Origin of the sequence: Mycobacterium sp. 1245852.3 (assembly GCF_001669335.1) — a bacterium.
In the GTDB taxonomy this organism is placed as follows: domain Bacteria; phylum Actinomycetota; class Actinomycetes; order Mycobacteriales; family Mycobacteriaceae; genus Mycobacterium; species Mycobacterium europaeum_A.
On the sequence record NZ_LZLL01000186.1, the window covers coordinates 1 to 19764 of the forward strand.

Here is a 19764-nt window from a genome sequence, read left to right on the forward strand (position 1 = left end):
TCTGGGCGTGCACCTCGAAGCGGCCCGCCATCGCCCGCATCTCGTGCGGGTCGGTCATAAAACGTGTTGCCATGTCGACTGTCTCCTATCTTGAAGCTTCAGTTCGCCGAAGTCTTAACAGTTGTATTTGATGCAGTGGTGGCCGAGTTGTAAACAGGTTACGGCCTGCCGGTTAATTGCTCGCCTCAATTGGGTGACATGTACCCCCTTCTTCCCATATCACCGGACCTTCTAGACGACGACCTGCTTGGGCATGACGATCGGCTTGAAGCCGTACCGCGGGCCGGACCCGTACGCGCCGGCACCCTTTGCCGCCGCCGCCATTCCGGGCATGCCGGGCATCGCGCTGACCGGCTCGGCCGCCTCGGACGCGACGGTCCAACCCGAGCCCTCGAGCGGGGCGGTCGCCGAAACCAGTTGCGTCGCCGGGGCGGCCGCGGACCAACCGGGCGGCACCGACAGGCGGCCGACCATGGAGGCCTCCCCGACGGCCGCCGATGTCGCGGCGCCCAGGCCGCCCACCGGCCTCACCGAGTTGACGATGGTGCCCTCGGTGATGCCCGCAACACCATCGGGCGCCACGTCGCCGACGGCGATGGCCGGCACGGCGCCCAGGGTGTGACCCAGCGATACCGCGGTCGGAATGGTGTTCATGACGAACCAGGCCGCGGTGTTGACGCCGCCATTAATGGCGTTGAACACGGCCGGCGTGCCAAGGAAGTTGTCGATCGAGTCCAGCAAGTTGCTGTTGGCGTCAGGCAGCGACAGCGCATCCGCGAGCGGCGCATCCAACGCCTGGACCGTGCCATTCGCCGTGTTGCCGGCCAGCGCAGCGTTGTCGACGGCCGAGGCGGCCGCCGGGTCGGTGGTCGAGGTCAACGGCGTCACCGGCGTGAGCACCCCGGCCGCCGCCGAGGCCGCCTGGTACGCGGCCATGGCGGCGGCGTCCTGGGCCCAGTACTCGGCATACAGGGTGTCGAGCGCCACGATCGCGGGCGTGTTCTGGCCCAGCACATTCGAGGCGACGAGCGCCGCCTGCGTGGCCCTGTTCGTGGCGATCACCGGCGGCGGCACCACCGCCGCGAACACCGCCTCGAAAGCCGCCGCGGACGCCGTGGCCTGCGCGCTCGCCTGCTCGAGCGTCGACGCCGTCTCGGTCAGGTAGGTGACGATGGGCTGGGCCGCCGCCGCGGCCGCCGCCGAGCCCCCGCCCGTCCACTGCTCGCTGGTGAGCAGCGAGATGATCGACTCCCACTGCGTGGCCGTGGTGCTGATCTCGGCGGCCAGGTTGGCGTAGGCCGTCGCGGCAGCCATCAGGGGCGCGGCGCCCGCACCGGAGTAGATGAGCGAGGAGGTGATCTCCGGGGGTATTGCCGCAAAACTTAGAACCATTTTTGTCCCGCTCCTTATTTTGTCTGTTCGAATGCGACGTCTGGGGTGACCGCTGCTTAGACGGCCGTGGGCTTCGGCATGACGATCGGCTTCACGCCGTAACGCGGCGCACCGAAGCCGGCGCTGCTGCGCGCCGCCGAGGCCATTCCCGGCATCCCGGGCACGACCGTGCCCGCGCCGGCCTGCGGCGCGGCGGCGGTCCAGCCCGCCGTTTGGATCGCGCTGACCGGCGTGGCCACCGGTGCCGACGCGCCGGCCCAGCTCGGCGGCACTGCGAGGTTGCTGACCATGGTCGCCGAGCCCATCGAGGCGACCGGCATTGCGCTCATGCCGCCCGCGCCGCCTGCCGCGACGGTGGTGGCGCCGAGCCCGGGCGAGGCGGCGACATCCGCGGCCAGTCCGGCGCCCGCGGCGTCACCAGACGTGTCGAGCAGACCACCACCGGCGAGCCCGATCAGGTCGGACGCGGCCGAGGCCCAGTTGCCACCACCGATGTTCAAGATGTTGGCGCCGTTACTCGACAGGCCGAAGATCCCGCCGAGCATCGCCGGGTTGGTGTTGTTGCCGGTGCTACCCAGCAGGTAGGAGAGCCAGTCGAGAGGAGTGCCTGAAGAACTGGCGTTCGCCGCGGCGTCGAGCGGAGAGGCCGTCAGGTTCGACAGCACGGCCTGGCTCGCGTTGACGGCCTCGGTGTCGCCGTAGGCGTTGGAGCTGACCCCCAGGGTGCTGGCGTACTGCTCCAGCAGCGTCTGCGCCTGGGCCGCGAGGGTCTGATAGGTGGTGCCGTAGGTCGAGAAGATTGCTGCCTGCTGGGCCGAGACCGGGTCGGCCGCCGCGGGAGCAATCACGGTGGTCGCCGACGCAGCGCCCGCGTTCTGCGCTGCCAGGTTGGTGTTGATCCCGCTGAGCAGCTGCTGCGCGGCTAACATCTCTTCGGTTTGTGTCGTCAGAAATGACATCCGTTGCTCCTAGTGTTGGAACGGACCGACCCCCTACGGCGAGCCGGCCTGTGTGTTTACGCCACGTCCCCTGTGCGTTGGGGAAAGGCTAGCTATCCACCGACCCCACGTTCCCGCCGAAAAGGCACACGTGACAGCCGTTTACGGCTTCTTAACGCCGAGTGTCGTAGTTTTAACAAGCTTCTGTCGGGCGATACCGGGACGTCATCTGAGCTCGGGCGGCGCAACAGGAAACCGCGCGCGGCGCGCGGATCTTAGCGGACGGCCGTCCGAGCCGCACGTTAGACATGTGGCAAATGGCGGTCCGGCGATAGCGCCGACGGGTCGCTGGCGTGTACCGGCGCCCCGGCGGCTCGACGTTCGGCCGCAGACGTGCCAAATCCCCAAGCGCCCGTTGACGTTCGACCGTGGCCGGAATTCCGGGCGAGTCCAATCGACCCGAATTGCGGTTCCGGCCGCGCCAGCGCGCGGCGGTGTCACGCAAACTGGCCAGAGCTTGCGCTGGGTGCCCGAATAGCGTGCCGCCGGGCCCGCTGTGACGCACATGACGCCATGGCCGTCGCGGACCGCGGACCTTTGCTCCCGGCGGTTAGGTGGTGTGGCTCCCGGTGTCAGGTAGCAAACCCGCGAGCGGTGAGGCGGAGTGAGAGACCAGGCTCCGGAAATTCAGGGCTGTGAGTGGCCGCCAACAGCGGCAGCGGCACCACGACGACGGTGCCGCTGCCGCTGTTGGTGGCCCCTACAATTTGCTGCGGTTTTGCGGGCAGTACGCCGCGACCGCCGCTCCGACGATGATGTTGGCGCCGCCGTTGCTCAACCCGAGCGACTTCTTCACATCGCCGATGGTCTGAGCCGCGGTGTCCCCGCCATCGAAGTCCGTGCACACGGCATGCCCGACATTGATCATCGATTGGTCGGCGCCATCCGCCCAGCTGAGTCCGCGCAAATGCAGTGTCTGCAGGTACTGGTCATCCGCGGGGTCGGCACTCGCGATCGGCGCGGCGACCATGCCGACGACGCCGGCCACCGCGATAGCGACCGGCGCGGCCCACCGTGCCGTGATTCTCACTCGTCGACTCCTCCGGGCCAATTCGTGCGTGCAGGAATCGAATCCTAATTGCGTCCGGCAAATCTGTCTCGACGAGTTAACCAGGCGTTTCTCCTCGCCCGGATATCGGCGAAGGCTTGTAAGTTGGTCGCCACCGCCAAACAAGGCAGCAAAACCCGCCCGTTGCGAAGGAGCCAGCGCCGTAGTGACCGACGATCCGCGGGGTGACGCCGTCTCCCGCCAATACGATCGGTGGGAGTATCCGCCCCCGGTGGCCGACCTCGCGGCGTGGTGCGAAAGCCACTGGGATTGGTTCGATCCGTTCTGGGCTCACCGGGTGTTGTGGCCGGACCGCGACTACAAGCCGGACCTCGACATCCTGATCGCGGGTTGCGGCACCTTCCAGGCCGCCCTGTTCGCTTTCAAAAATCCCGGCGCGACGGTGGTCGGGATCGACGTCAGCCAGAATGCGCTGAACCAGCACAACCGGCTCAAGGACAAGCACGGGCTGCAGAACTTGGAGCTGCACCTGCTGCCGATCGAAGAGGTGTCGGCGCTCGGGCGCGACTTCGACCTGATCGTTTCCAGCGGAGTCCTGCACCACATGGCCGACCCGCTGGCCGGGCTCACTGCGCTGGGCGCGTGCCTGCGCCGCGACGGGGCGCTTGCGGTCATGCTGTACGCCAAGTACGGCCGGATCGGCGTCGAAATGCTCGAATCGGTGTTTCGCGACCTCAAGCTGGCGCAGGACGACGCGTCGGTCCAACTGGTCAAAGAGGCCATCGCGATGTTGCCGGCCGACCACCCGGTGCGCGGCTACCTCAAGGCGGCCCGCGACCTGGTCTCCGACGGCGCCCTGGTCGATACCTTCCTGCATCCCCGGGCGCGCAGCTACACCGTTGCGGAATGCCTCGACCTGGTCGCCGCCGCCGGACTCGCGTTCCAGTCATGGTTTCACAAGTCGCCGTACTACTCGCACGAGATGCTCACGCCGGCAAGCGGATTCCAGTCGGCGCTTGGCCGATTGCCCGAGGTCGAACTGTGGTCCGTGATGGAGCGCCTGCAGCCGGCGAACGCCACCCATTTCTTTCTGGCCTGCCGCCCCGAGCGCCCCACGGAGCAGTACACGATCGATTTCGCGTCACCGGCCTCATTCGATTACGTCCCGCTGCTGCGCACGGCGTGCCTGTTGTCCGGCGACGAAATCCATTGGCCGGGCGGCAAGCAAAAGCTGAACCCGGCCCAGTTGCCCTTCGTGCAACACGTCGACGGCCGCCGTACTATCGCCGAGATCATCGAATCCGTGGGACGCGCAGGTGCCGTCCCCGATGAGCACCGGGCTCTGCTGCGAGATTTCGGCCACAAGCTGTTCCAAGGGTTATGGCGGTTGGACTTTCTGGCCATGGCGCTGAACGCCGACCCGGCCGGATAGCCGGTCCCCGGTCGGCTACATTCGCGACGGGCCCCCATAGCCCAATTGGCAGAGGCAGCGGACTTAAAATCCGCCCAGTGTCGGTTCGAGTCCGACTGGGGGCACTAAAAATTGGCTGGACGTCGCTGTCCATTACCCAGAGCAGTCGGCCCGCCCCCGAGTGGGTCACGGGCCGCTGCTTCGTCGGAGAGTATGCCTGGGACGGGTGATCAGGCCGTCGCCGCCACCTTCTTGCCGAAGATGCGCTCCAGCGCCGCGGTGTCGCCGTATGCCTGCACCCGTACGGTGCGACCGTCGCGCACCGTGAATACCGTTGCTGCGTCCGTGGTTTCGCCGGCCACGGTGGTTTGGCCGAGCATGATTACCAAGTCGCCGTCCGCGAGCATGCGCTCGCTCGTGACAGAAGCTTGCTTCTCACTCATCTTGGCCAGCAGCTCTGCTATTTCCTGCTTGCCGTGGTAGGTGCCGCTGATGGCGCTGTCGCCCGGTTGGATCCACTCGACGTTCTCATCGAACAGGCTCATCACCGTGTCGCCGTCACCAGCGTTGAAGGCTTCGTAGCCCTTCTTGATCAGCTTCATGTTCTGTTCGTGCTCTGACATTCCCGTTGCCTTTCGTGATAGTCCGATGTTTCGGCCGTGACCGACATGGCCGGTCCAGCGTCCGACTGAAACGCGCTAGAGCGCGCATCGCCTGGTCAGAGGTGCTCCATCATGCGAGACATCCGTCCATCCTCGAAATAGCTGGTGTAACGCCGCGGATAGACAGGCCGCGGCTCGGGCAGTCTGAAGTGGATATGGCCGATGGCTGATATGAAAGCTGCACGAGACCAGTGACGATGAATCATTGCCGGCGACACCGCTGCGGCGGCCACTGCGGTATTGAACAAGACCTCCGATTCGCTGATCACAACCGGTGACGAGGCGTTTCGGGCGGCGTCGGTGGTCGCTTGACCGGTATCCGGGCGGTCGATCGGCATGCCCGTCGCGGCCGGAGCTGGCTCGACATCGAGCGTCGACCGACCGGCTGGGGAGTGCGACTTGGGTAGTAGGTGCAACATGGCGGCTGCCTTCTGGTGATTGCTGGCTCCGACTGGGAGTCACAGGGATCGAACACTTCAAGGGAAGCATCATGAGGTGGGCAAACACCTCATCTATATGGATGACATTTCGATCTGAACGGGATCCGACTATCCTTTGCTGAAGGCTGCGGGAGGTATACAGGGAGGAAGGCGAATCGATGCGGATACCAACCGGTGAATCGAAGCCCCGGCCGTGGTTACTGTCGAGGATTTCTCCCGCCTGATAGCTGGCATCTACGCTGCGGCGGTCACTCCTGATCGCTGGGAGGCGGCCTTGGGTTCGATTCGCCGCGCGCTGGACGGGACAGCCAGCGGGTTGTTTTTGGCAGACAGTACGGTCTGGTCCGTTCTCGATTCGACCCTTCCCGCGGCCGCCGCCAAGAGCTACGTGGAGTACTACCACCGCTTCGATCACGTGCTTGCCGCCGTCGGGCGAGGCCCGGTCGCCGCGGTACGGACGGGGGCGGAGTTGATGCCGCTCGTGTCGAAGTCGGAGTTCTACGAAGAGTGGTTGCATCCCCTCGAACTTGGCGACGGGATGTTCGTCCGGCTGACGGGTGGGCCCACACCGACGTGTTTCATCGTCGGGGCACCGAGACGCACCGAGTCGTTCGACACGTTTGACCGTGTGAAGTTGATGAGGGGCCTGGTTCCACACCTGCAACAGGCCGTGCGCACACAAAACAAGCTTGCCGCTCTTAGCCACACCACTGCGGAGCTGGCGGACGCACTGGAGGTTGTCCGGCACGGAATCGTCGTCGTCGTCTCCCGCGAACACTTAGTTAAAGAAATGAATTCGGCTGCGGAACGGATTTTCCGCGCCGGAGATGGGTTTTGCATGCGGTCAGGATGCATCGCTGCGACGAGCGCGCACACTGAACGAGAGCTGCATCGCGCCATAGACGACGCGCTTCGAGGCGGATGCTCCACCATTCGGGCGGAGCGGTCGCTCATCTCTATTCGCCCCTCCGGTAAGCGGCCGTATGTCGTCCATGTGCTGCCATCCCACTGCCGTGATGCCGATGGGCCACTGAGGAAGCCAAAGGCCTTGGTTCTCATCATCGACCCCGAGGACGAGCCTGAACCCCCTGCGGTGTTGTTGCGGCGGCTCTACCGCCTCACCGATGCCGAGGCAGACGTTGCCTTGCGCATCGCGCATGGCGCGGGCTTGAAGGAAATTTCACAGGAGCTGTCGGTCTCAGTGACGACGGTTCGCACTCATCTGCAACATGTCTTCGACAAAACCGACACGCACCGCCAAGCTCAGCTGGTCCGCCTTCTACTCGTGCTACGTCCGTAGTCACGCGGGCCCGCTGTGCACCCGACCGTATTTGGCCGCCAACAAGGACGTTTGACTCACGCCCTGTCCCCTCAGGTCCGCCGATCGCGGACCAAGGTTTTGGGCCTGCCGCCGACGACGCCGCAAACCGCCACTCATACACTGACCCAGCATGGGCATGCTGTTCGGCCTCGCGCCGTGGATCGTGTATTGGGTACTCGTCGGTAACGTCCCGTTCGCGGCGGCCGTGCTGGTCGCGCTGGCGATCGCCGCTGTCAGCCTGGGCGCCGGCGGCGTGGCCGGCCGGAAGTGGCAGTTCTTTGACTTCGCTTCCGTCGCAGTGCTTTTGGTCCTCGCCGCGCTGACCTTCGCGCTCAGTGAGTCGTTCCTGCAGCGGTGGATACTGCCGCTGAGCAATGCCGGGATCTTCCTGGTGACGCTGACCGGGGTGCTGGTCGGCAAGCCGTTCGTGGCCGAGTTCGCCGCCGCCGAACAGGCCCCCGACATCATCAAAACCGAGCTGTTCGGCCGGATCGTCAAGATCCTCAGCTGGCTCTGGGTGGCGACGTTCGCGGCGATGACGGTGTCCTCGGCGCTCCCGTCGATCCTGGCAGGCCCCGCGGGCCCGGCCGGCACCACCGCCGCCCTGATGCTGGACACGAAGACCCCGCTGTTCTTCCTGTGCTACTGGATCATTCCCTTCGGGCTGCTGGGGCTCACGGCGGTGGCGTCGCGACTGCTGCCCGACCGGATGCTGGTCGGGATCGACGACGTCGCACGGGAAACCTCGTTCGTCGCCTATGACGAAGCCACCATCGACGAGCTCTACTTCCTCGCCCAGGAGCACGCCAACCGCGAGGTGGGCCCGGGCAAGGAGGCCTACGCCGTCAAGGTCGGCGGGATGGGCACCCCGTTGACCGGAGACGAGTCCCGCAAGTCGTGGCCCTCGACCTACAAGGTGCGCGACAAGCGGCACTGAACGCCCACCGCGGTTGGGCTACGTTGGTTCTCGGCGGAGCGGCCCGAACCGCGGCACGCGCTCCGCATCCGGCCAAGGGCACCCCATGACGGGTTCTCCGCCGGAGCGGAGAAAGGGAGTCGCGATGAACGCACCCAGCGCGGACGCCATGCGCGCGGAAACCATCACCATCACCGGCCACGGCGGCGACGAGATCGAGGCCTACCAGGCGGTGCCGCTCGCGCAGGGATCGCGGGGTGGCGTCGTGTGGATCCACCACATGCCCGGATACGACCGCGAAACCAAGGAGTTCGTCCGCCGGCTCGCCGTCAGCGGCTACAACGCCGTCGCGCCCAACCTCTACTCGCGGGAGGCCCCGGGTGCCGCGCCCGACGACGCGGCCGCCGCGGCGCGGGCCGCGGGCGGGGTGCCCGACGAACGATTGGTCGGCGACGTCGCGGGCGCGGTGGAGCACCTGCGATCGCTGCCGGGCGCCAACGACAAGTTCGGCGTCATCGGGCACTGTTCGGGCGGACGGCACGCCTACCTGGCCGCCTGCTCACTGCCGTTCGATGCGGCGGTGGACTGCTACGGCGCGTTCATCGTCGAGGACCCGCCCGAGGGCATGCCCAAGGCCATGAAGCCGATCCTTGACCTGGCCGGCAACCTCAGCTGTCCGCTGCTGGGCCTGTTCGGCCTCGACGACCGGTTCCCGGCGCCCGCCGCCGTCGCCACCCTGGACGCCGAACTCACCCAGCTCGGCAAGCCGCACGAGTTCCACTCCTATGAGGGTGCGGGCCATTCGTTCTTCTCCGTCGACCGTCCGGCGTATCGGCCGGAGGCCGCGGTGGACGGCTGGCGGCGCATCGATGAGTTCTTCGCCACCTACCTGAAAGGCTAGGCGTCTGCCATGTGCACCTATCTCACCGAACACGTCGAGATCGACGGCAGCGGCAAGGGCGCAACGGGATGGTTCGGGGCCAGCCGCGCCACGGTGTACGTCGACCATCCCGTCCACGCGCCCTACGGCCACACCGTCAACATCGACGTGATCAACCCGAAGCTCGGCCCGTCGGCGCGGGTGGCCCTGGAATTGACCGAGGAGAGCGCGCTGGCGCTGGCCGACGCCATCCACAAAGCGATCGGCCACGCACCGGCCGGGCTGGCCTCCAAGGACCAGTAGGTCAGCGATGAGCGCCGGACGCGACTACCCCGACATGGCTGCCGCCCGCGGCCGGATCGAACCCGCCCCGCGGCGCGTTCGCGGTTACCTCGGCGATGCGCTGGTCTTCGACACCACCGGCGCCCGGTACGTGTGGGAGGTCCCTTACTACCCGCAGTACTACATCCCGCTCGCCGACGTCCGCACCGAGTTCCTGCGCGACGAAAACCACGCCCAGAAGGTGCAATTCGGCCCGTCCCGGCTGTACTCACTGGTGGGCGCCGGCCAGACGCACAAGTCCGCCGCGCGGGTGTTCGACGCCGACGGCGGCGGCGCGTTGGCCGGTACCGTTCGCTTCGAATGGAATCCGTTGCGCTGGTTCGAAGAAGACGAGCCGATCTACGGTCACCCGCGCAACCCGTACGCACGCGTCGACGCCTTACGCTCGCACCGCCACGTGCGGGTCGAACTCGACGGAATTGCGTTGGCAGACACCACTTCTCCGGTTTTACTGTTCGAAACCGGTTTGCCCACAAGGTATTACATCGATCCGACCGATGTGGCCTTCGAGCACCTGGAACCCAGCGCGACGCAGACACTGTGCCCGTACAAGGGAGTGACGTCGGGCTATTGGTCGGTACGGGTGGGCGACGCCCTGCACGAGGACTTGGCGTGGACCTACCACTATCCGCTGCCGGCGGTGGGGCAGATCGCCGGTCTGATCGCGTTCTACAACGAAAAACTCGACATCACCGTCGACGGCGCCAGATTGGCTCGCCCGCAGACGCAGTTCAGCTAGTCGGGGCAAGGTGTGATCTTTCCCTCCTCGCCACCCAAGCCTGAGAATTCCTTACTAATTCGCCGTAGGCCCGTTCACGTGGGCGGTTAGCGGCCCGGGTGAAATCCGCCGGAAGCGGGTTTGCCTCACTTTCGCTACGGGTAAGCGTCTGCGGTACAGCGTGATTGGAAGTCTGAGCAGAACCTGAGTGCGAACAGTGACGTAGCTAACGTCGAGCATTCCTGACCTGCTTTGCGGCGATGTGCGGCCAGTAGACTACCGAAAACCAGTCTCGTCAGTGCCTTTCGGTGCTGAAAGCCGGTGGATCCGATGGTCGGATCGCCGCGAACATCTCGGCGGCGTCGACACTCGACCACTAGAGCCGACAACCACAGCAAAGGCGGTATCAAACGTGAACGATGTGAACGGCCCTACAGCCGCGCACCACGAACGAGACGGGCGAGCCTTCGAGCTGGACACCACCTCGGTGATCCGAGTCCCACTGCACAACGGCCCGATCAGCGATATCGACATCAGCCCCGACGGGCGCCGGCTGGTCGTCACGAACTACGGCCGCGACATGGTGTCGGTCGTCGACGCCAAGACCTGCCGCGTCTCGAGCACCGTCACCGGCCTGGCCGAGCCCTTCACGGTCGCGATGAACGGCGCGGACGCCAACTACGCCTACGTCAGCACGGCGACCGCCGGCTATGACGCGATCGAAGTCATCGACGTCGTCACCAACTGGCGCATCGCCACGCACCGGCTCGCGCACAGCGTGAGCGGCCTGACGGTGAGCCCGGACGGCAGTTACCTGTACGCCAGCCGAAACGCGGTTCGCGGCGCCGACGTGACGGTGCTGGACACCACCACCGGTGAGCTCGAGGTGATCGAGCTGGCGGCCGAAACCGGTACCACCACCGAATGCGTGCGGGTCAGCGCCGACGGCCGGCGCCTGTACGTCGGCATGAACGGGCCGACCGGCGGCAGCCTCGCCATGATCGAGACCCGGACGCGCTCCGACAACCGCCGGGTCGGCGGCCGGTCGCGCATCGTCGGCGTCATCGACCTTGGTCTGCCCGTGCGCGACGTGGCGCTGAGCGACGACGGCGCCACGGCGTACGTGGCGAGCTGCGATCCCGTCGCGGGCGCGGTGCTCGACGTGGTCGACACCCGGGCCACCGAGATCGTCGGCACCCACAAGGTGCCCGAGATCACCGGCCCGCTCACCAGGATGACGCTGAGTCGCGACGGCGCGCGCGCCTACCTGGTCAGCGATGACCGCATCACGGTGCTGAGCACCCATCGCCAAGAGGTCGTCGGCGAGGTCAAGGTGTCCCACCACCCGTCCTGCGTGGTGGAAAGCCCCGACGGCGCCCATCTCTACGTCGCCGACTACTCCGGCGTGGTGACCGCGGCGCGCATCGCCTCGCCCACACCGCTGCCGCGCGCCGGCGAGCGGGACCTGTCCATCGCCGGCTGGTTGCCCGAGCTGCCGGAGTGGGAGCCGGTGCTGGCCTAGCATCACCGGGGTCCTGTGCGTCTGTGAATCCTCGGCGCCGAGTGTGAATCCTCGTCGGGGTTTGTCGGCGTGTCGCCGCCCAGCGTTCACACTCAAAGCCTTGGTTGCACGCTCGATCGGGGTCGTTTCGGCCCGGTAGATGCCGCCACTCACCCTGAATTCGGGCTTAGGGTAAGAGGCGGTCGCCGACACGGGCGGTGCTGCGCTGAGAGTAAGGGCGGTAGATCAATGGACGGCACCATGCAGGACTTTCCGTTGACGATCACCGCGATCATGCGGCACGGCTGCACCGTGCACGGGGAACGCACCGTCACCACCTTCACCGGCGACGGATACCGGCGCACGACGTATCGGGAACTGGGTCAGCAGGCCGCGCAACTGGCGAATGGACTACGCCGCCTCGGTATCACCGGTGACCAGCGGGTGGGCACGTTCATGTGGAACAACGCCGAACACCTCACCGCATACCTCGCGTTGCCGTCGATGGGCGCCGTCCTGCACACCCTCAACATTCGCCTGTTCCCCGAGCAGATCGCCTTCGTCGCCAACGAGGCCGAAGACCAAGTGGTGCTGGTCGACGCGTCACTGGTCAAACTGCTCGCGCCCGTGCTGCCCGACCTCGAGACCGTGCACACGGTGATCGTGGTCGGCGACGACACCGAGCCGCTGCAGGGGGCCGGCAAGACCGTGCTGCGCTACGCCGACGTCCTTGACGGCGAGCCCACCGAGTTCGACTGGCCGCACATCGACGAGAACTCCGCGGCCGCGATGTGCTACACCAGCGGCACCACCGGCAACCCGAAAGGTGTTGTCTACAGCCACCGTTCGAGCTTCCTGCACACCATGGGCGCGTGTACCACCAATGGCATCGGGGTCGGGGCCACCGACAGCGTGCTGCCCATCGTGCCGATGTTCCACGCGAACGCCTGGGGGCTGCCCTACGCCGCGCTGATGGCCGGTGCCGACCTGGTGTTGCCCGATTGCCACCTGGACCCCCGGTCGCTGGTCCGGATGGTCGAGGACCTGCGGCCCACGGTGACGGGCGCGGTGCCGACCATCTGGAACGCCGTCCTGCATCACCTCGAGGACGACCCCGACCACGACATGTCGTCGCTGCGGTTGGTGGTCTGCGGCGGCTCGGCCGTCCCGGTGTCGCTGATGCGCACCTTCGAGGAAAAACACAACGTGCAGATCCGGCAACTGTGGGGGATGACGGAGACGTCGCCGCTGGCCACCATGGCGTGGCCGCCGCCGGGAACCCCGGAGGACCAGCACTGGGCGTTCCGCGGGACGCAGGGCCAGCCGGTCTGCGGCGTCGAGATGCGCATCGTCGACGACGACGGTCAGGTGCTGCCCAACGACGGCAACGCCGTCGGCGAGGTCGAGGTGCGCGGACCGTGGATCGCCGGCGCCTACTACCTGGGTCGCGACGAGTCGAAGTTCGACTCCGGCTGGCTGCGCACCGGCGACGTCGGCCGCATCGACGAACGCGGCTTCGTCACTCTGACCGACCGCGCCAAGGACGTCATCAAATCCGGCGGCGAATGGATCTCCTCGGTGGAGTTGGAGAACCTCTTGATCGGCCACCCGGATGTGGTCGAGGCCGCGGTGGTCGGGGTTCCCGACGAGCGCTGGGAGGAGCGGCCGCTCGCCGTGATCGTGGCCAAGGACGGCTCCTCGGTGAGCGCCGGACAGCTGCGAAAGTTCCTCGCCGACAAGGTCGTTCGATGGTGGCTGCCCGAGCGGTGGACCTTCGTCGACGAGATTCCGCGTACCAGCGTCGGCAAGTACGACAAGAAGACCATCCGGTCGCGGTACGCCGAAGACGGATACCAGGTGGTCGAGGCCCACGACTGAGCTGAAAGGCGTTACACCGGTGCCAGATTCGCTCGTTGTTGATCAGTCCGTGGTCGCCCCGGTCGCGGTCGCAGACGCATTTCACCGCACGCTGCCCATCGCGCTCCCGGCGCTGTTTCACCGCTGGTATGGGCCGTTCCCGCCGATCAAGGAGGTGCGCGAGCAGACCGGCGCCTGGGATGCCGCGGGCCAAACGCGCATCGTGCACCTGGCCGGTTGTGCCCGCATGCGCGAGGAACTGACCAGTGTCGATCCGCCGCGCTCGTTCGGCTACCGGCTCTCGGAGATCACCGGCCCGATGGCGCTGCTGGTCGACCACATCCTCGGCGAATGGGTCTTCGCCCCCGCCCCGGGCGGCACCGAGATCACCTGGCGCTGGGACATCCGCCCGCGCTCGCCGCTGACGGCCCGCGCCCTGCCGGTGCTGGGCGGCCTGTGGAAGGGCTACGCGCGCCGGGCGCTGCGTCACCTGTCGACCTTGCTGACGGCGTGACCCGCGACCGCTACCGTGGGGAGCCATGTGCCGACTCTTTGGCCTGCACGCCGGGACGCACGCGTGTACCGCGACCTTCTGGCTGCTGGACGCCCCGGACAGCCTGGCCCAGCAGAGCAGGAGGAATCCGGACGGCACCGGGCTGGGCGTCTTCGACGAACACGGCCGGCCGCACCTGTACAAGGAGCCGATAGCGGCCTGGCAAGATGCCACATTCGCGACCGAGGCACACCGGATGACCGGCACGACCGTCATCGCCCATGTCCGATACGCGACCACCGGCTCGCTCGACATCCACAACACCCACCCCTTCCTGCAGGACGGGCGGATCTTCGCGCACAACGGCGTCCTCGAAGGATTAGACATCCTCGACGAGCGGCTGCGTGAGGTCGGCACCGAGGATTTGGTGTTGGGGGACACCGATTCCGAGCGGGTCTTCGCGTTGATCACCGCGTCGATCCGGGCCCGCGACGGCGACATCACCGCCGGCCTCACCGACGCCATGCGATGGCTCGCCGACCATGTTCCCATCTACGCGGTCAACGTGTTGCTGAGCACGGCCACCGACATGTGGGCGCTGCGCTACCCCGAAACCCATCAGCTCTACATCCTGGATCGATCCGACGAGGCGGCGTCGGATGACGCGGAATTCGACCTGTGCACCAAGCGGATTCACGCCCGGTCGGAGCATCTGTGTGAGCGGTCGTCGGTGGTGTTCGCCACCGAGGTCATGGACGACGAGCCACGCTGGCGGCTGCTGCCGGCGGGCGAACTCTTCCATGTCGATGCGGATCTGCACATCCACCGCAGCATGATCCTGCCGGACCCGCCCAAACACCTGCTGCGTCGCGAGGAGCTGAGCTCGCCGGTGGAGGAGTCGCAGCACGCCCTGCCGAACACCCGGCAACTGGCCTGATCGGTGCTGGCAAGGTAGACGGCGTGACAACCAAACGCGCCCTGGTGCTGGCCGGTGGGGGAATAGCGGGAATCGCCTGGGAGACAGGTGTTCTGCGGGGCATCGCTGACGAGTCACCCGCGGTGGCCCGGCTGCTGACCGAGTCGGACGTGCTGGTCGGGACCTCGGCGGGCTCGGCGGTCGCCGCGCAGCTGAGCAGCGGCCACACCCTGGCCGAGCTGTTCGACCGCCAGGTCGCCGAGTCGTCGGCCGAGATCGATTCGGGGGTCGACATCGAGGCGATCACCGAACTGTTCCTGACCGCCCTGGGGGAGCCGTACGAGGAATCGCTGGACAGGACCCGCCAACAGATGCAGCGGATCGGGGCCGTCGCGCTGGCGACCAAAACCGTTCCCGCGCCGGTGCGCCGGGACGTGATCGCGCACCGCCTGCCGTCGCACGACTGGCCGGACCGCGACTTGCGGCTCACCGCCATCGACGTCGCCACCGGCGAATTGACCGTGTTCGACCGCGACGCCGGTGTCGACCTGGTCGATGCGGTGGCGGCCAGCTGCGCGGTGCCCGGGGCGTGGCCGCCGGTGACGATCGGCGACCGCCACTACATGGATGGCGGGGTCGCCAGCTCGGTCAACCTCGTGGTGGCCGCCGACTGCGACACGGCGGTGGTGCTGGTGCCCTCCGGCGTCGACGCTCCCTCGCCGTTCGGTGCGGGGCCGGCCGCCGAGGTCTCGGCCTTCCCCGGCGCGGCCTTCGCCGTGTTCGCCGATGCCGATTCGCTGGCCGCGTTCGGGCCCAACGCCTTGGACCCGGACTGCCGCATTCCGTCGGCGGTGGCCGGACGCGAGCAGGGCCGCCGCGAAGCCGCCGCCATCGCCCGCTTCCTGGGCGCGTGAATGCGCTTGGCGCGCAAGGGTATTGAGACCGCTCAGTGCTCGGTCGTGGGCGGGGATTCCGGGTCGTCCTCGACGTCCAGCGCGTCGAGCGCCCCGTTCGCCAGCGCCCGCCCGGCTTCGATGACCTCCACCGCCCGGTGGAATTCCAAGGCCCGGCAGGTCGAGCGCGGGACCTCGATGAGTAGGTCGGGCGGGTAAACCGCCAGGGTGTGACGCGCCAGCGCCGCCTGGGCGATGTCGATGGTCCGGTTCATCACCTCGAAGCTGCCCAGCTTCGGCACGCCGAATCCGGCGCCGGGTAATTCGTCGACCTCGTGGTCGACGTCGTCGTCGGCCGCGGGCCGCTCGTCATCCGGGGCGTCCGCCCAGCCGTCGGCCTCCCCGCTCGGGCCGCCCAGTCTGCTCAGCACGGCCCGCGCCGTCGGCCGATCGAGCAGCGAACGGGCGGCGGCCGTGTCGAGCAGCGCGGAGGTGCTGCGCACCATGCGGGTCAACCACTCGACGGTGGCGCCGGGCTCCGGCTCGCGGTTGCCGATCGCCTCGCTGCCGGACAGGCTCACCGCGATGGTCAAATCGGCGTTGACCGCGGCGAGCGGGGCCATCGGCAGCGGATCCAGGATGCCGCCGTCGGCGAGCAGCCGCCCGTCGACCGCATGGGGGGCTATCACCCCGGGGATGGCGATGGACGCGCGGATCGCCTCGTCGAGGGGGCCGCGCTGAAACCACACCGACTTGCCCGCCAACAGGTCGGTCGCCACCGCGGTGTACGGGATGGGCAGGTCCTCGATGGCGACCGGGCCCAGGACGTCGCGCACCGCGTCCAAGATCTTGCCGGCCCGCATCACACCGGCCGCGCTGATGGACGGGTCCAGTAGCCGCAGGATGGTGCGCTGGGTCAGCGACTTCGCCCAGTCGGCGAACTCGTCGAGTCGCCCGGCCGCCTGCAGACCGCCGACCAGGGCGCCCATCGACGAGCCGGAGACGCCCACCACCTCGTAGCCGCGCGCCGCCAGGGCCTCGATCACCCCGATGTGCGCGTAGCCGCGGGCGCCGCCGCTGCCGAGCGCGAGTGCCACCCGGGTCGCTGCTGATCGACGCGGAACTTCGTCAGGCACCCCTCCATTTTGCGCGGGGGCGCGAGGTGACCGGGCGGCCAGGGCAGTTTTTTCAGCCGTGATCCCAATTACGCGGCGGCGCGCACCCCGGGCGCGGCGCTACCCGCATTCGTTGTTGGCGGCCGCCCGCGCGGCGACGATCACGGCCGCCTGCCGGGCCGGGGTCAGCTTCGACCAGGGCGCGTTCCAGCTGCCCGCGGTGCCCGTCGGTGACGCCTGCACCATCGACAGATAGGGCTCGAACAGCGACGCACCGGTCTTGGGCTGGGCGTCCATCCACTGCTGCGCGGCGTGACAGGCCTGGTAGTACTCCTCTTCGGTGGAGTCCGCGGGCACATCGACCCTGGTTGTCACGCCCGAGGGGGACAGGCCGACCGCACCCGGGGGCGCCGAACCGGGGCCCTTGGGGATGCCGGACGGCCGCGCCGACGAGGACGAGGGAGCACCGGTGTGCGCGCCGTGCGAGCACCCCGTGGCCGTCAGGGCCATGCCCACCACGAAGGTCGCCACCACCACCGCGCCCCATCGCCGGGACCGATCACCGCACCAGCGCACGGTCTCAATCTATGCAACACTTGCGGCCGTGATGGAGCGCTTCGGATTTTGCGAGTGTTGTCGGCCGTAACACGCCGCCGCTTGTCCTTTCCGTTTTCGCCCTGGAGCTCCCCTGATGTCTGTTCCCGTAGCCACTGAGGCTGCCGCGCGCCCCCGCACCCTTTCCGCCCCGTCCGCCGGTCCGACCCGGCTTCGCGTGCCCGATCTGCTCTACGCCACCGACCGGGCCGCCGACGATGTGCTCAGCGGGCGCTGCGATCACCTGCTGCCGCCGGGGGGCATACCGCAGTCGCGGCGCTGGTTCACCCGCATCCACGGCGACGAGGAGCTCGACGTCTGGCTGATCAGCTGGGTGCCCGGGCAGCCGACCGAACTGCACGACCACGGCGGGTCACTGGGGGCGTTGACCGTTCTGTCCGGATCGCTCAACGAATATCGTTGGGACGGAAGGGCTTTGCGACGCCGTCGGCTCGACGCCGGCGATCAGGCCGGATTCCCGTTGGGCTGGGTGCACGACGTGGTCTGGGCGCCCCGCCCGGTGTCGGCGCCCGTCGCGCTGCCGGGCGCGGGGGTGCCGGGCGCCGCGCCGGTGCAGCCGACGCTGAGCGTGCACGCCTACTCGCCGCCCCTGACCGCGATGTCGTACTACGAGATCACCGACCGCAAGACGTTGCGCCGCGAACGTACCGAACTGACCGACCAGCCGGAAGGATCGCCATGAGCCGCATCGACGTCGTCCTGAGATCCGCCCGGCGCCGGTTTCGCCGGTTGCCCGCGGTGGAAGTGCCCGACGCGGTGCGCCGCGGCGCGGTGCTGGTCGACATCCGGCCGCAGGCTCAGCGGTTTCGTGAGGGCGAGGTGCCCGGGGCGCTGGTGATCGAACGCAACGTGCTGGAGTGGCGCTGCGATCCCACCAGCGAGGCCAGGCTGCACGAGGCCGTCGGCGACGACGTCGAATGGGTGATCCTGTGCTCGGAGGGCTACACCTCCAGCCTGGCCGCGGCGGCGCTGCTGGACATCGGCCTGCACCGCGCCACCGACGTCATCGGGGGCTATCACGCGCTGGCCGGCGCCGGCGTGCTGAGCGAGCTGGCGGGGGGCCGGGTCGATCCGGTGTTCGCGGACACCGGCTCGGCCGCCCGCCGCTGGCTCTAGGTCGCCTCGTCAGTCGTTGCTTCGTTGCGGTAGTCGGCAACGGCGACCGTGCGTTGGGAACCTGCCAAAGCCGGGCCCACTAGTTAACTGCAACCCCGACGGGTGATTCGACGCCGGCCGGGGGAACGCATGCGGCCGCGGCGACGGCGGTCATTGCGAGGACGGCGGCAATCAGGATCTTCGCGGTTAGACGTGACATCAGGACTCCGTTCTTCGGCCCCCTGGCAGAACTCTAGATAGATCGCGGGCAAATTTCAATCGCAATTGAATTAATGCATCGTGCGGGCGCGTTCCGTACGGCATCTTCGAGGTCGCCGCCGCGTCGCCGGCGCTGGTTCGGTGGCTGTCCGGCAGGCACGGGACCGCATCTTCGCGCGCTGTGGCGGGTTATTGCGTCGCGAGGCCGAGCCCCAGCTCATCGGCGGGGGCGGTGAGGAACCGGTGCACGGCTGGCCCCACCAACCCGACCACCTCATCAACGCCGAGCGACGACAGTGGAGGCACACGCATGACGTACCGCAGCATTCCAGTGCCGACGAGGTTGGTCGCGGCCAGCATTGCGCGCAGACGCGCTTCATCGCCACCGCCCAGGGCGCTGGACACCGCGGTGAGCAGATAGTCGTGCAGGAAACCGCGAAATGCATCGTTGGCATCGCTGTTCGACGTCGCCGACTGCACCATCGACACCATGCTCGCGGCCGTATCAGGCTGCTCCCAGATACCAAGGTAGGCCCGCACTATGCGGCAGCCTAAGTCGTCGTCTTGCCGAGCCATCTCAGTCGTTAGCAAATCAGAGGGCAGCACCAGCTTCATCGACTCGCGGAACAATGCCGCCTTCGAGCCGAAGAGATACAGAACCATCGAAGGGTCTACTCGCGCATCGTCTGCAATCGTCCGCAGCGTTGTTTTGTCGTAGCCATGAGCGGCGAACTGCCGCTTTGCCGCGCCAAGCACCGCGTCGCGCGATACCGGCTCGCCTTGGCGTCTACCGCGCCGCTTCTGAACTTCCCCAGGCGGCGACACGCTGCGAACGATATCATTTCAACAGTCGTTGAAAAGCGGGCCGGGGGCGGGTCGATCCGGTGTTCGCGGACACCGGCTCGCCCGCCCGCCGCTGGCTCTGGGTCGTCTGGCCCTAGGCCGTCTCGTCCGAGTGCAGCAGCGGGCGC

At 67.6% G+C, this 19764-nt stretch carries 21 protein-coding genes, 1 tRNA gene and 1 pseudogene; 14 read left to right on the forward strand and 9 right to left on the reverse strand.

Translation table 11 applies throughout. The features are described 5' to 3' along the window. The 4 genes and pseudogenes from A9W96_RS30260 to A9W96_RS08170 form a co-directional block, all read right to left on the reverse strand. Nucleotides 1-73: pseudogene (locus A9W96_RS30260) on the reverse strand (WXG100 family type VII secretion target); the annotation flags it as partial. 158 nt (nt 74-231) lie between these two features. Continuing rightward, nucleotides 232-1392, reverse strand: a complete 1161-nt coding sequence (locus tag A9W96_RS08160; protein ID WP_067138855.1) for a PPE domain-containing protein — start codon at nt 1390-1392, stop codon at nt 232-234. A 56-nt stretch (nt 1393-1448) separates the two neighbouring features. After that, entirely contained in the window at nt 1449-2351 is a 903-nt protein-coding gene (locus A9W96_RS08165; RefSeq protein WP_067138857.1) for a PE domain-containing protein, read from the reverse strand. 739 nt (nt 2352-3090) lie between these two features. Beyond that, nucleotides 3091-3420, reverse strand: coding sequence for a DUF732 domain-containing protein (locus A9W96_RS08170; RefSeq protein ID WP_067138859.1), 330 nt, complete (start codon nt 3418-3420; stop codon nt 3091-3093). 184 nt (nt 3421-3604) lie between these two features. On the opposite strand from A9W96_RS08170, the gene A9W96_RS08175 reads away from it, so the two are divergent. Further along, nucleotides 3605-4831: a bifunctional 2-polyprenyl-6-hydroxyphenol methylase/3-demethylubiquinol 3-O-methyltransferase UbiG gene (locus A9W96_RS08175; protein WP_067138861.1), complete on the forward strand. Its 1227-nt coding sequence runs from the start codon at nt 3605-3607 to the stop codon at nt 4829-4831. Between the two features lie 30 nt (nt 4832-4861). Continuing rightward, nucleotides 4862-4935, forward strand: a tRNA-Leu gene (locus tag A9W96_RS08180). Nucleotides 4936-5040: 105 nt separating this feature from the next. Here A9W96_RS08180 and A9W96_RS08185 read toward each other — a convergent pair. Both A9W96_RS08185 and A9W96_RS08190 read right to left on the reverse strand, forming a co-directional pair. Then, nucleotides 5041-5433, reverse strand: coding sequence for a nuclear transport factor 2 family protein (locus A9W96_RS08185; RefSeq protein ID WP_067138863.1), 393 nt, complete (start codon nt 5431-5433; stop codon nt 5041-5043). A 95-nt stretch (nt 5434-5528) separates the two neighbouring features. Continuing rightward, nucleotides 5529-5810: a hypothetical protein gene (locus A9W96_RS08190; RefSeq protein ID WP_066860553.1), complete on the reverse strand. Its 282-nt coding sequence runs from the start codon at nt 5808-5810 to the stop codon at nt 5529-5531. 295 nt (nt 5811-6105) lie between these two features. Here A9W96_RS08190 and A9W96_RS08195 point away from each other — a divergent pair, with 295 nt between their 5' ends. The 10 genes from A9W96_RS08195 to A9W96_RS08240 all read left to right on the forward strand — a co-directional run bounded on the left by A9W96_RS08195 (nt 6106) and on the right by A9W96_RS08240 (nt 15770). Further along, nucleotides 6106-7212 carry a helix-turn-helix transcriptional regulator gene (locus A9W96_RS08195; RefSeq protein WP_067138865.1) on the forward strand — a complete coding sequence of 369 codons (1107 nt, stop codon included), beginning with the start codon at nt 6106-6108 and terminating at the stop codon, nt 7210-7212. Between the two features lie 151 nt (nt 7213-7363). Beyond that, nucleotides 7364-8170 (forward strand): hypothetical protein, encoded by an 807-nt coding sequence (locus tag A9W96_RS08200; RefSeq protein ID WP_066876607.1) that lies wholly within the window; start codon nt 7364-7366, stop codon nt 8168-8170. Between the two features lie 124 nt (nt 8171-8294). After that, nucleotides 8295-9050 carry a dienelactone hydrolase family protein gene (locus A9W96_RS08205; RefSeq protein ID WP_066876605.1) on the forward strand — a complete coding sequence of 252 codons (756 nt, stop codon included), beginning with the start codon at nt 8295-8297 and terminating at the stop codon, nt 9048-9050. A gap of 9 nt (nt 9051-9059) precedes the next feature. Next, the gene (locus tag A9W96_RS08210; RefSeq protein WP_067022617.1) at nt 9060-9332 is read left to right on the forward strand and encodes a DUF6295 family protein; all 273 of its coding nucleotides are present in this window, start codon (nt 9060-9062) and stop codon (nt 9330-9332) included. A 7-nt stretch (nt 9333-9339) separates the two neighbouring features. After that, on the forward strand, nt 9340-10110 hold the full coding sequence (locus tag A9W96_RS08215; protein ID WP_067138867.1) for a DUF427 domain-containing protein: 771 nt from the start codon (nt 9340-9342) through the stop codon (nt 10108-10110). A 391-nt stretch (nt 10111-10501) separates the two neighbouring features. Continuing rightward, complete coding sequence (locus tag A9W96_RS08220) at nt 10502-11611, forward strand: WD40 repeat domain-containing protein (RefSeq protein WP_067138869.1); 1110 nt, start codon at nt 10502-10504, stop codon at nt 11609-11611. 228 nt (nt 11612-11839) lie between these two features. Then, nucleotides 11840-13468, forward strand: a complete 1629-nt coding sequence (locus tag A9W96_RS08225) for a fatty acid--CoA ligase (protein ID WP_067022609.1) — start codon at nt 11840-11842, stop codon at nt 13466-13468. A 19-nt stretch (nt 13469-13487) separates the two neighbouring features. Then, complete coding sequence (locus A9W96_RS08230) at nt 13488-13961, forward strand: SRPBCC family protein (protein ID WP_067138871.1); 474 nt, start codon at nt 13488-13490, stop codon at nt 13959-13961. Nucleotides 13962-13986: 25 nt separating this feature from the next. After that, complete coding sequence (locus tag A9W96_RS08235) at nt 13987-14877, forward strand: class II glutamine amidotransferase (protein WP_067138873.1); 891 nt, start codon at nt 13987-13989, stop codon at nt 14875-14877. A gap of 23 nt (nt 14878-14900) precedes the next feature. Then, nucleotides 14901-15770: a patatin-like phospholipase family protein gene (locus A9W96_RS08240; protein ID WP_066860582.1), complete on the forward strand. Its 870-nt coding sequence runs from the start codon at nt 14901-14903 to the stop codon at nt 15768-15770. Nucleotides 15771-15802: 32 nt separating this feature from the next. On the opposite strand, the gene A9W96_RS08245 is transcribed toward A9W96_RS08240, so the two are convergent. Together A9W96_RS08245 and A9W96_RS08250 are read right to left on the reverse strand one after the other, a co-directional pair. After that, nucleotides 15803-16885 (reverse strand): patatin-like phospholipase family protein, encoded by a 1083-nt coding sequence (locus A9W96_RS08245; protein WP_197499453.1) that lies wholly within the window; start codon nt 16883-16885, stop codon nt 15803-15805. Nucleotides 16886-16984: 99 nt separating this feature from the next. Next, entirely contained in the window at nt 16985-17374 is a 390-nt protein-coding gene (locus A9W96_RS08250) for a lipoprotein LpqV (protein ID WP_197498146.1), read from the reverse strand. 181 nt (nt 17375-17555) lie between these two features. On the opposite strand from A9W96_RS08250, the gene A9W96_RS08255 reads away from it, so the two are divergent. Both A9W96_RS08255 and A9W96_RS08260 read left to right on the forward strand, forming a co-directional pair. After that, entirely contained in the window at nt 17556-18161 is a 606-nt protein-coding gene (locus A9W96_RS08255) for a cysteine dioxygenase (RefSeq protein WP_067138877.1), read from the forward strand. Next, nucleotides 18158-18595 (forward strand): rhodanese-like domain-containing protein, encoded by a 438-nt coding sequence (locus A9W96_RS08260; RefSeq protein WP_067138879.1) that lies wholly within the window; start codon nt 18158-18160, stop codon nt 18593-18595. The genes A9W96_RS08255 and A9W96_RS08260 overlap by 4 nt, the downstream gene beginning before the upstream one ends. 387 nt (nt 18596-18982) lie before the next feature. On the opposite strand, the gene A9W96_RS08265 is transcribed toward A9W96_RS08260, so the two are convergent. After that, nucleotides 18983-19618: a TetR family transcriptional regulator gene (locus tag A9W96_RS08265; protein ID WP_067138881.1), complete on the reverse strand. Its 636-nt coding sequence runs from the start codon at nt 19616-19618 to the stop codon at nt 18983-18985. Between the last annotated feature and the right edge of the window lie 146 nt (nt 19619-19764).

Bases quoted from the DNA above. Each gene is read 5' to 3' on its own strand.
- A9W96_RS08160 (WP_067138855.1), bottom strand. From the start codon at position 1,392: ATGGTTCTAAGTTTTGCGGCAATACCCCCGGAGATCACCTCCTCGCTC.
- A9W96_RS08165 (WP_067138857.1), bottom strand. From the start codon at position 2,351: ATGTCATTTCTGACGACACAAACCGAAGAGATGTTAGCCGCGCAGCAG.
- A9W96_RS08185 (WP_067138863.1), bottom strand. From the start codon at position 5,433: ATGTCAGAGCACGAACAGAACATGAAGCTGATCAAGAAGGGCTACGAA.
- A9W96_RS08190 (WP_066860553.1), bottom strand. From the start codon at position 5,810: ATGCCGATCGACCGCCCGGATACCGGTCAAGCGACCACCGACGCCGCC.
- A9W96_RS08200 (WP_066876607.1), top strand. From the start codon at position 7,364: ATGGGCATGCTGTTCGGCCTCGCGCCGTGGATCGTGTATTGGGTACTC.
- A9W96_RS08205 (WP_066876605.1), top strand. From the start codon at position 8,295: ATGAACGCACCCAGCGCGGACGCCATGCGCGCGGAAACCATCACCATC.
- A9W96_RS08210 (WP_067022617.1), top strand. From the start codon at position 9,060: ATGTGCACCTATCTCACCGAACACGTCGAGATCGACGGCAGCGGCAAG.
- A9W96_RS08215 (WP_067138867.1), top strand. From the start codon at position 9,340: ATGAGCGCCGGACGCGACTACCCCGACATGGCTGCCGCCCGCGGCCGG.
- A9W96_RS08225 (WP_067022609.1), top strand. From the start codon at position 11,840: ATGGACGGCACCATGCAGGACTTTCCGTTGACGATCACCGCGATCATG.
- A9W96_RS08235 (WP_067138873.1), top strand. From the start codon at position 13,987: ATGTGCCGACTCTTTGGCCTGCACGCCGGGACGCACGCGTGTACCGCG.
- A9W96_RS08250 (WP_197498146.1), bottom strand. From the start codon at position 17,374: ATGGCCCTGACGGCCACGGGGTGCTCGCACGGCGCGCACACCGGTGCT.
- A9W96_RS08255 (WP_067138877.1), top strand. From the start codon at position 17,556: ATGTCTGTTCCCGTAGCCACTGAGGCTGCCGCGCGCCCCCGCACCCTT.
- A9W96_RS08260 (WP_067138879.1), top strand. From the start codon at position 18,158: ATGAGCCGCATCGACGTCGTCCTGAGATCCGCCCGGCGCCGGTTTCGC.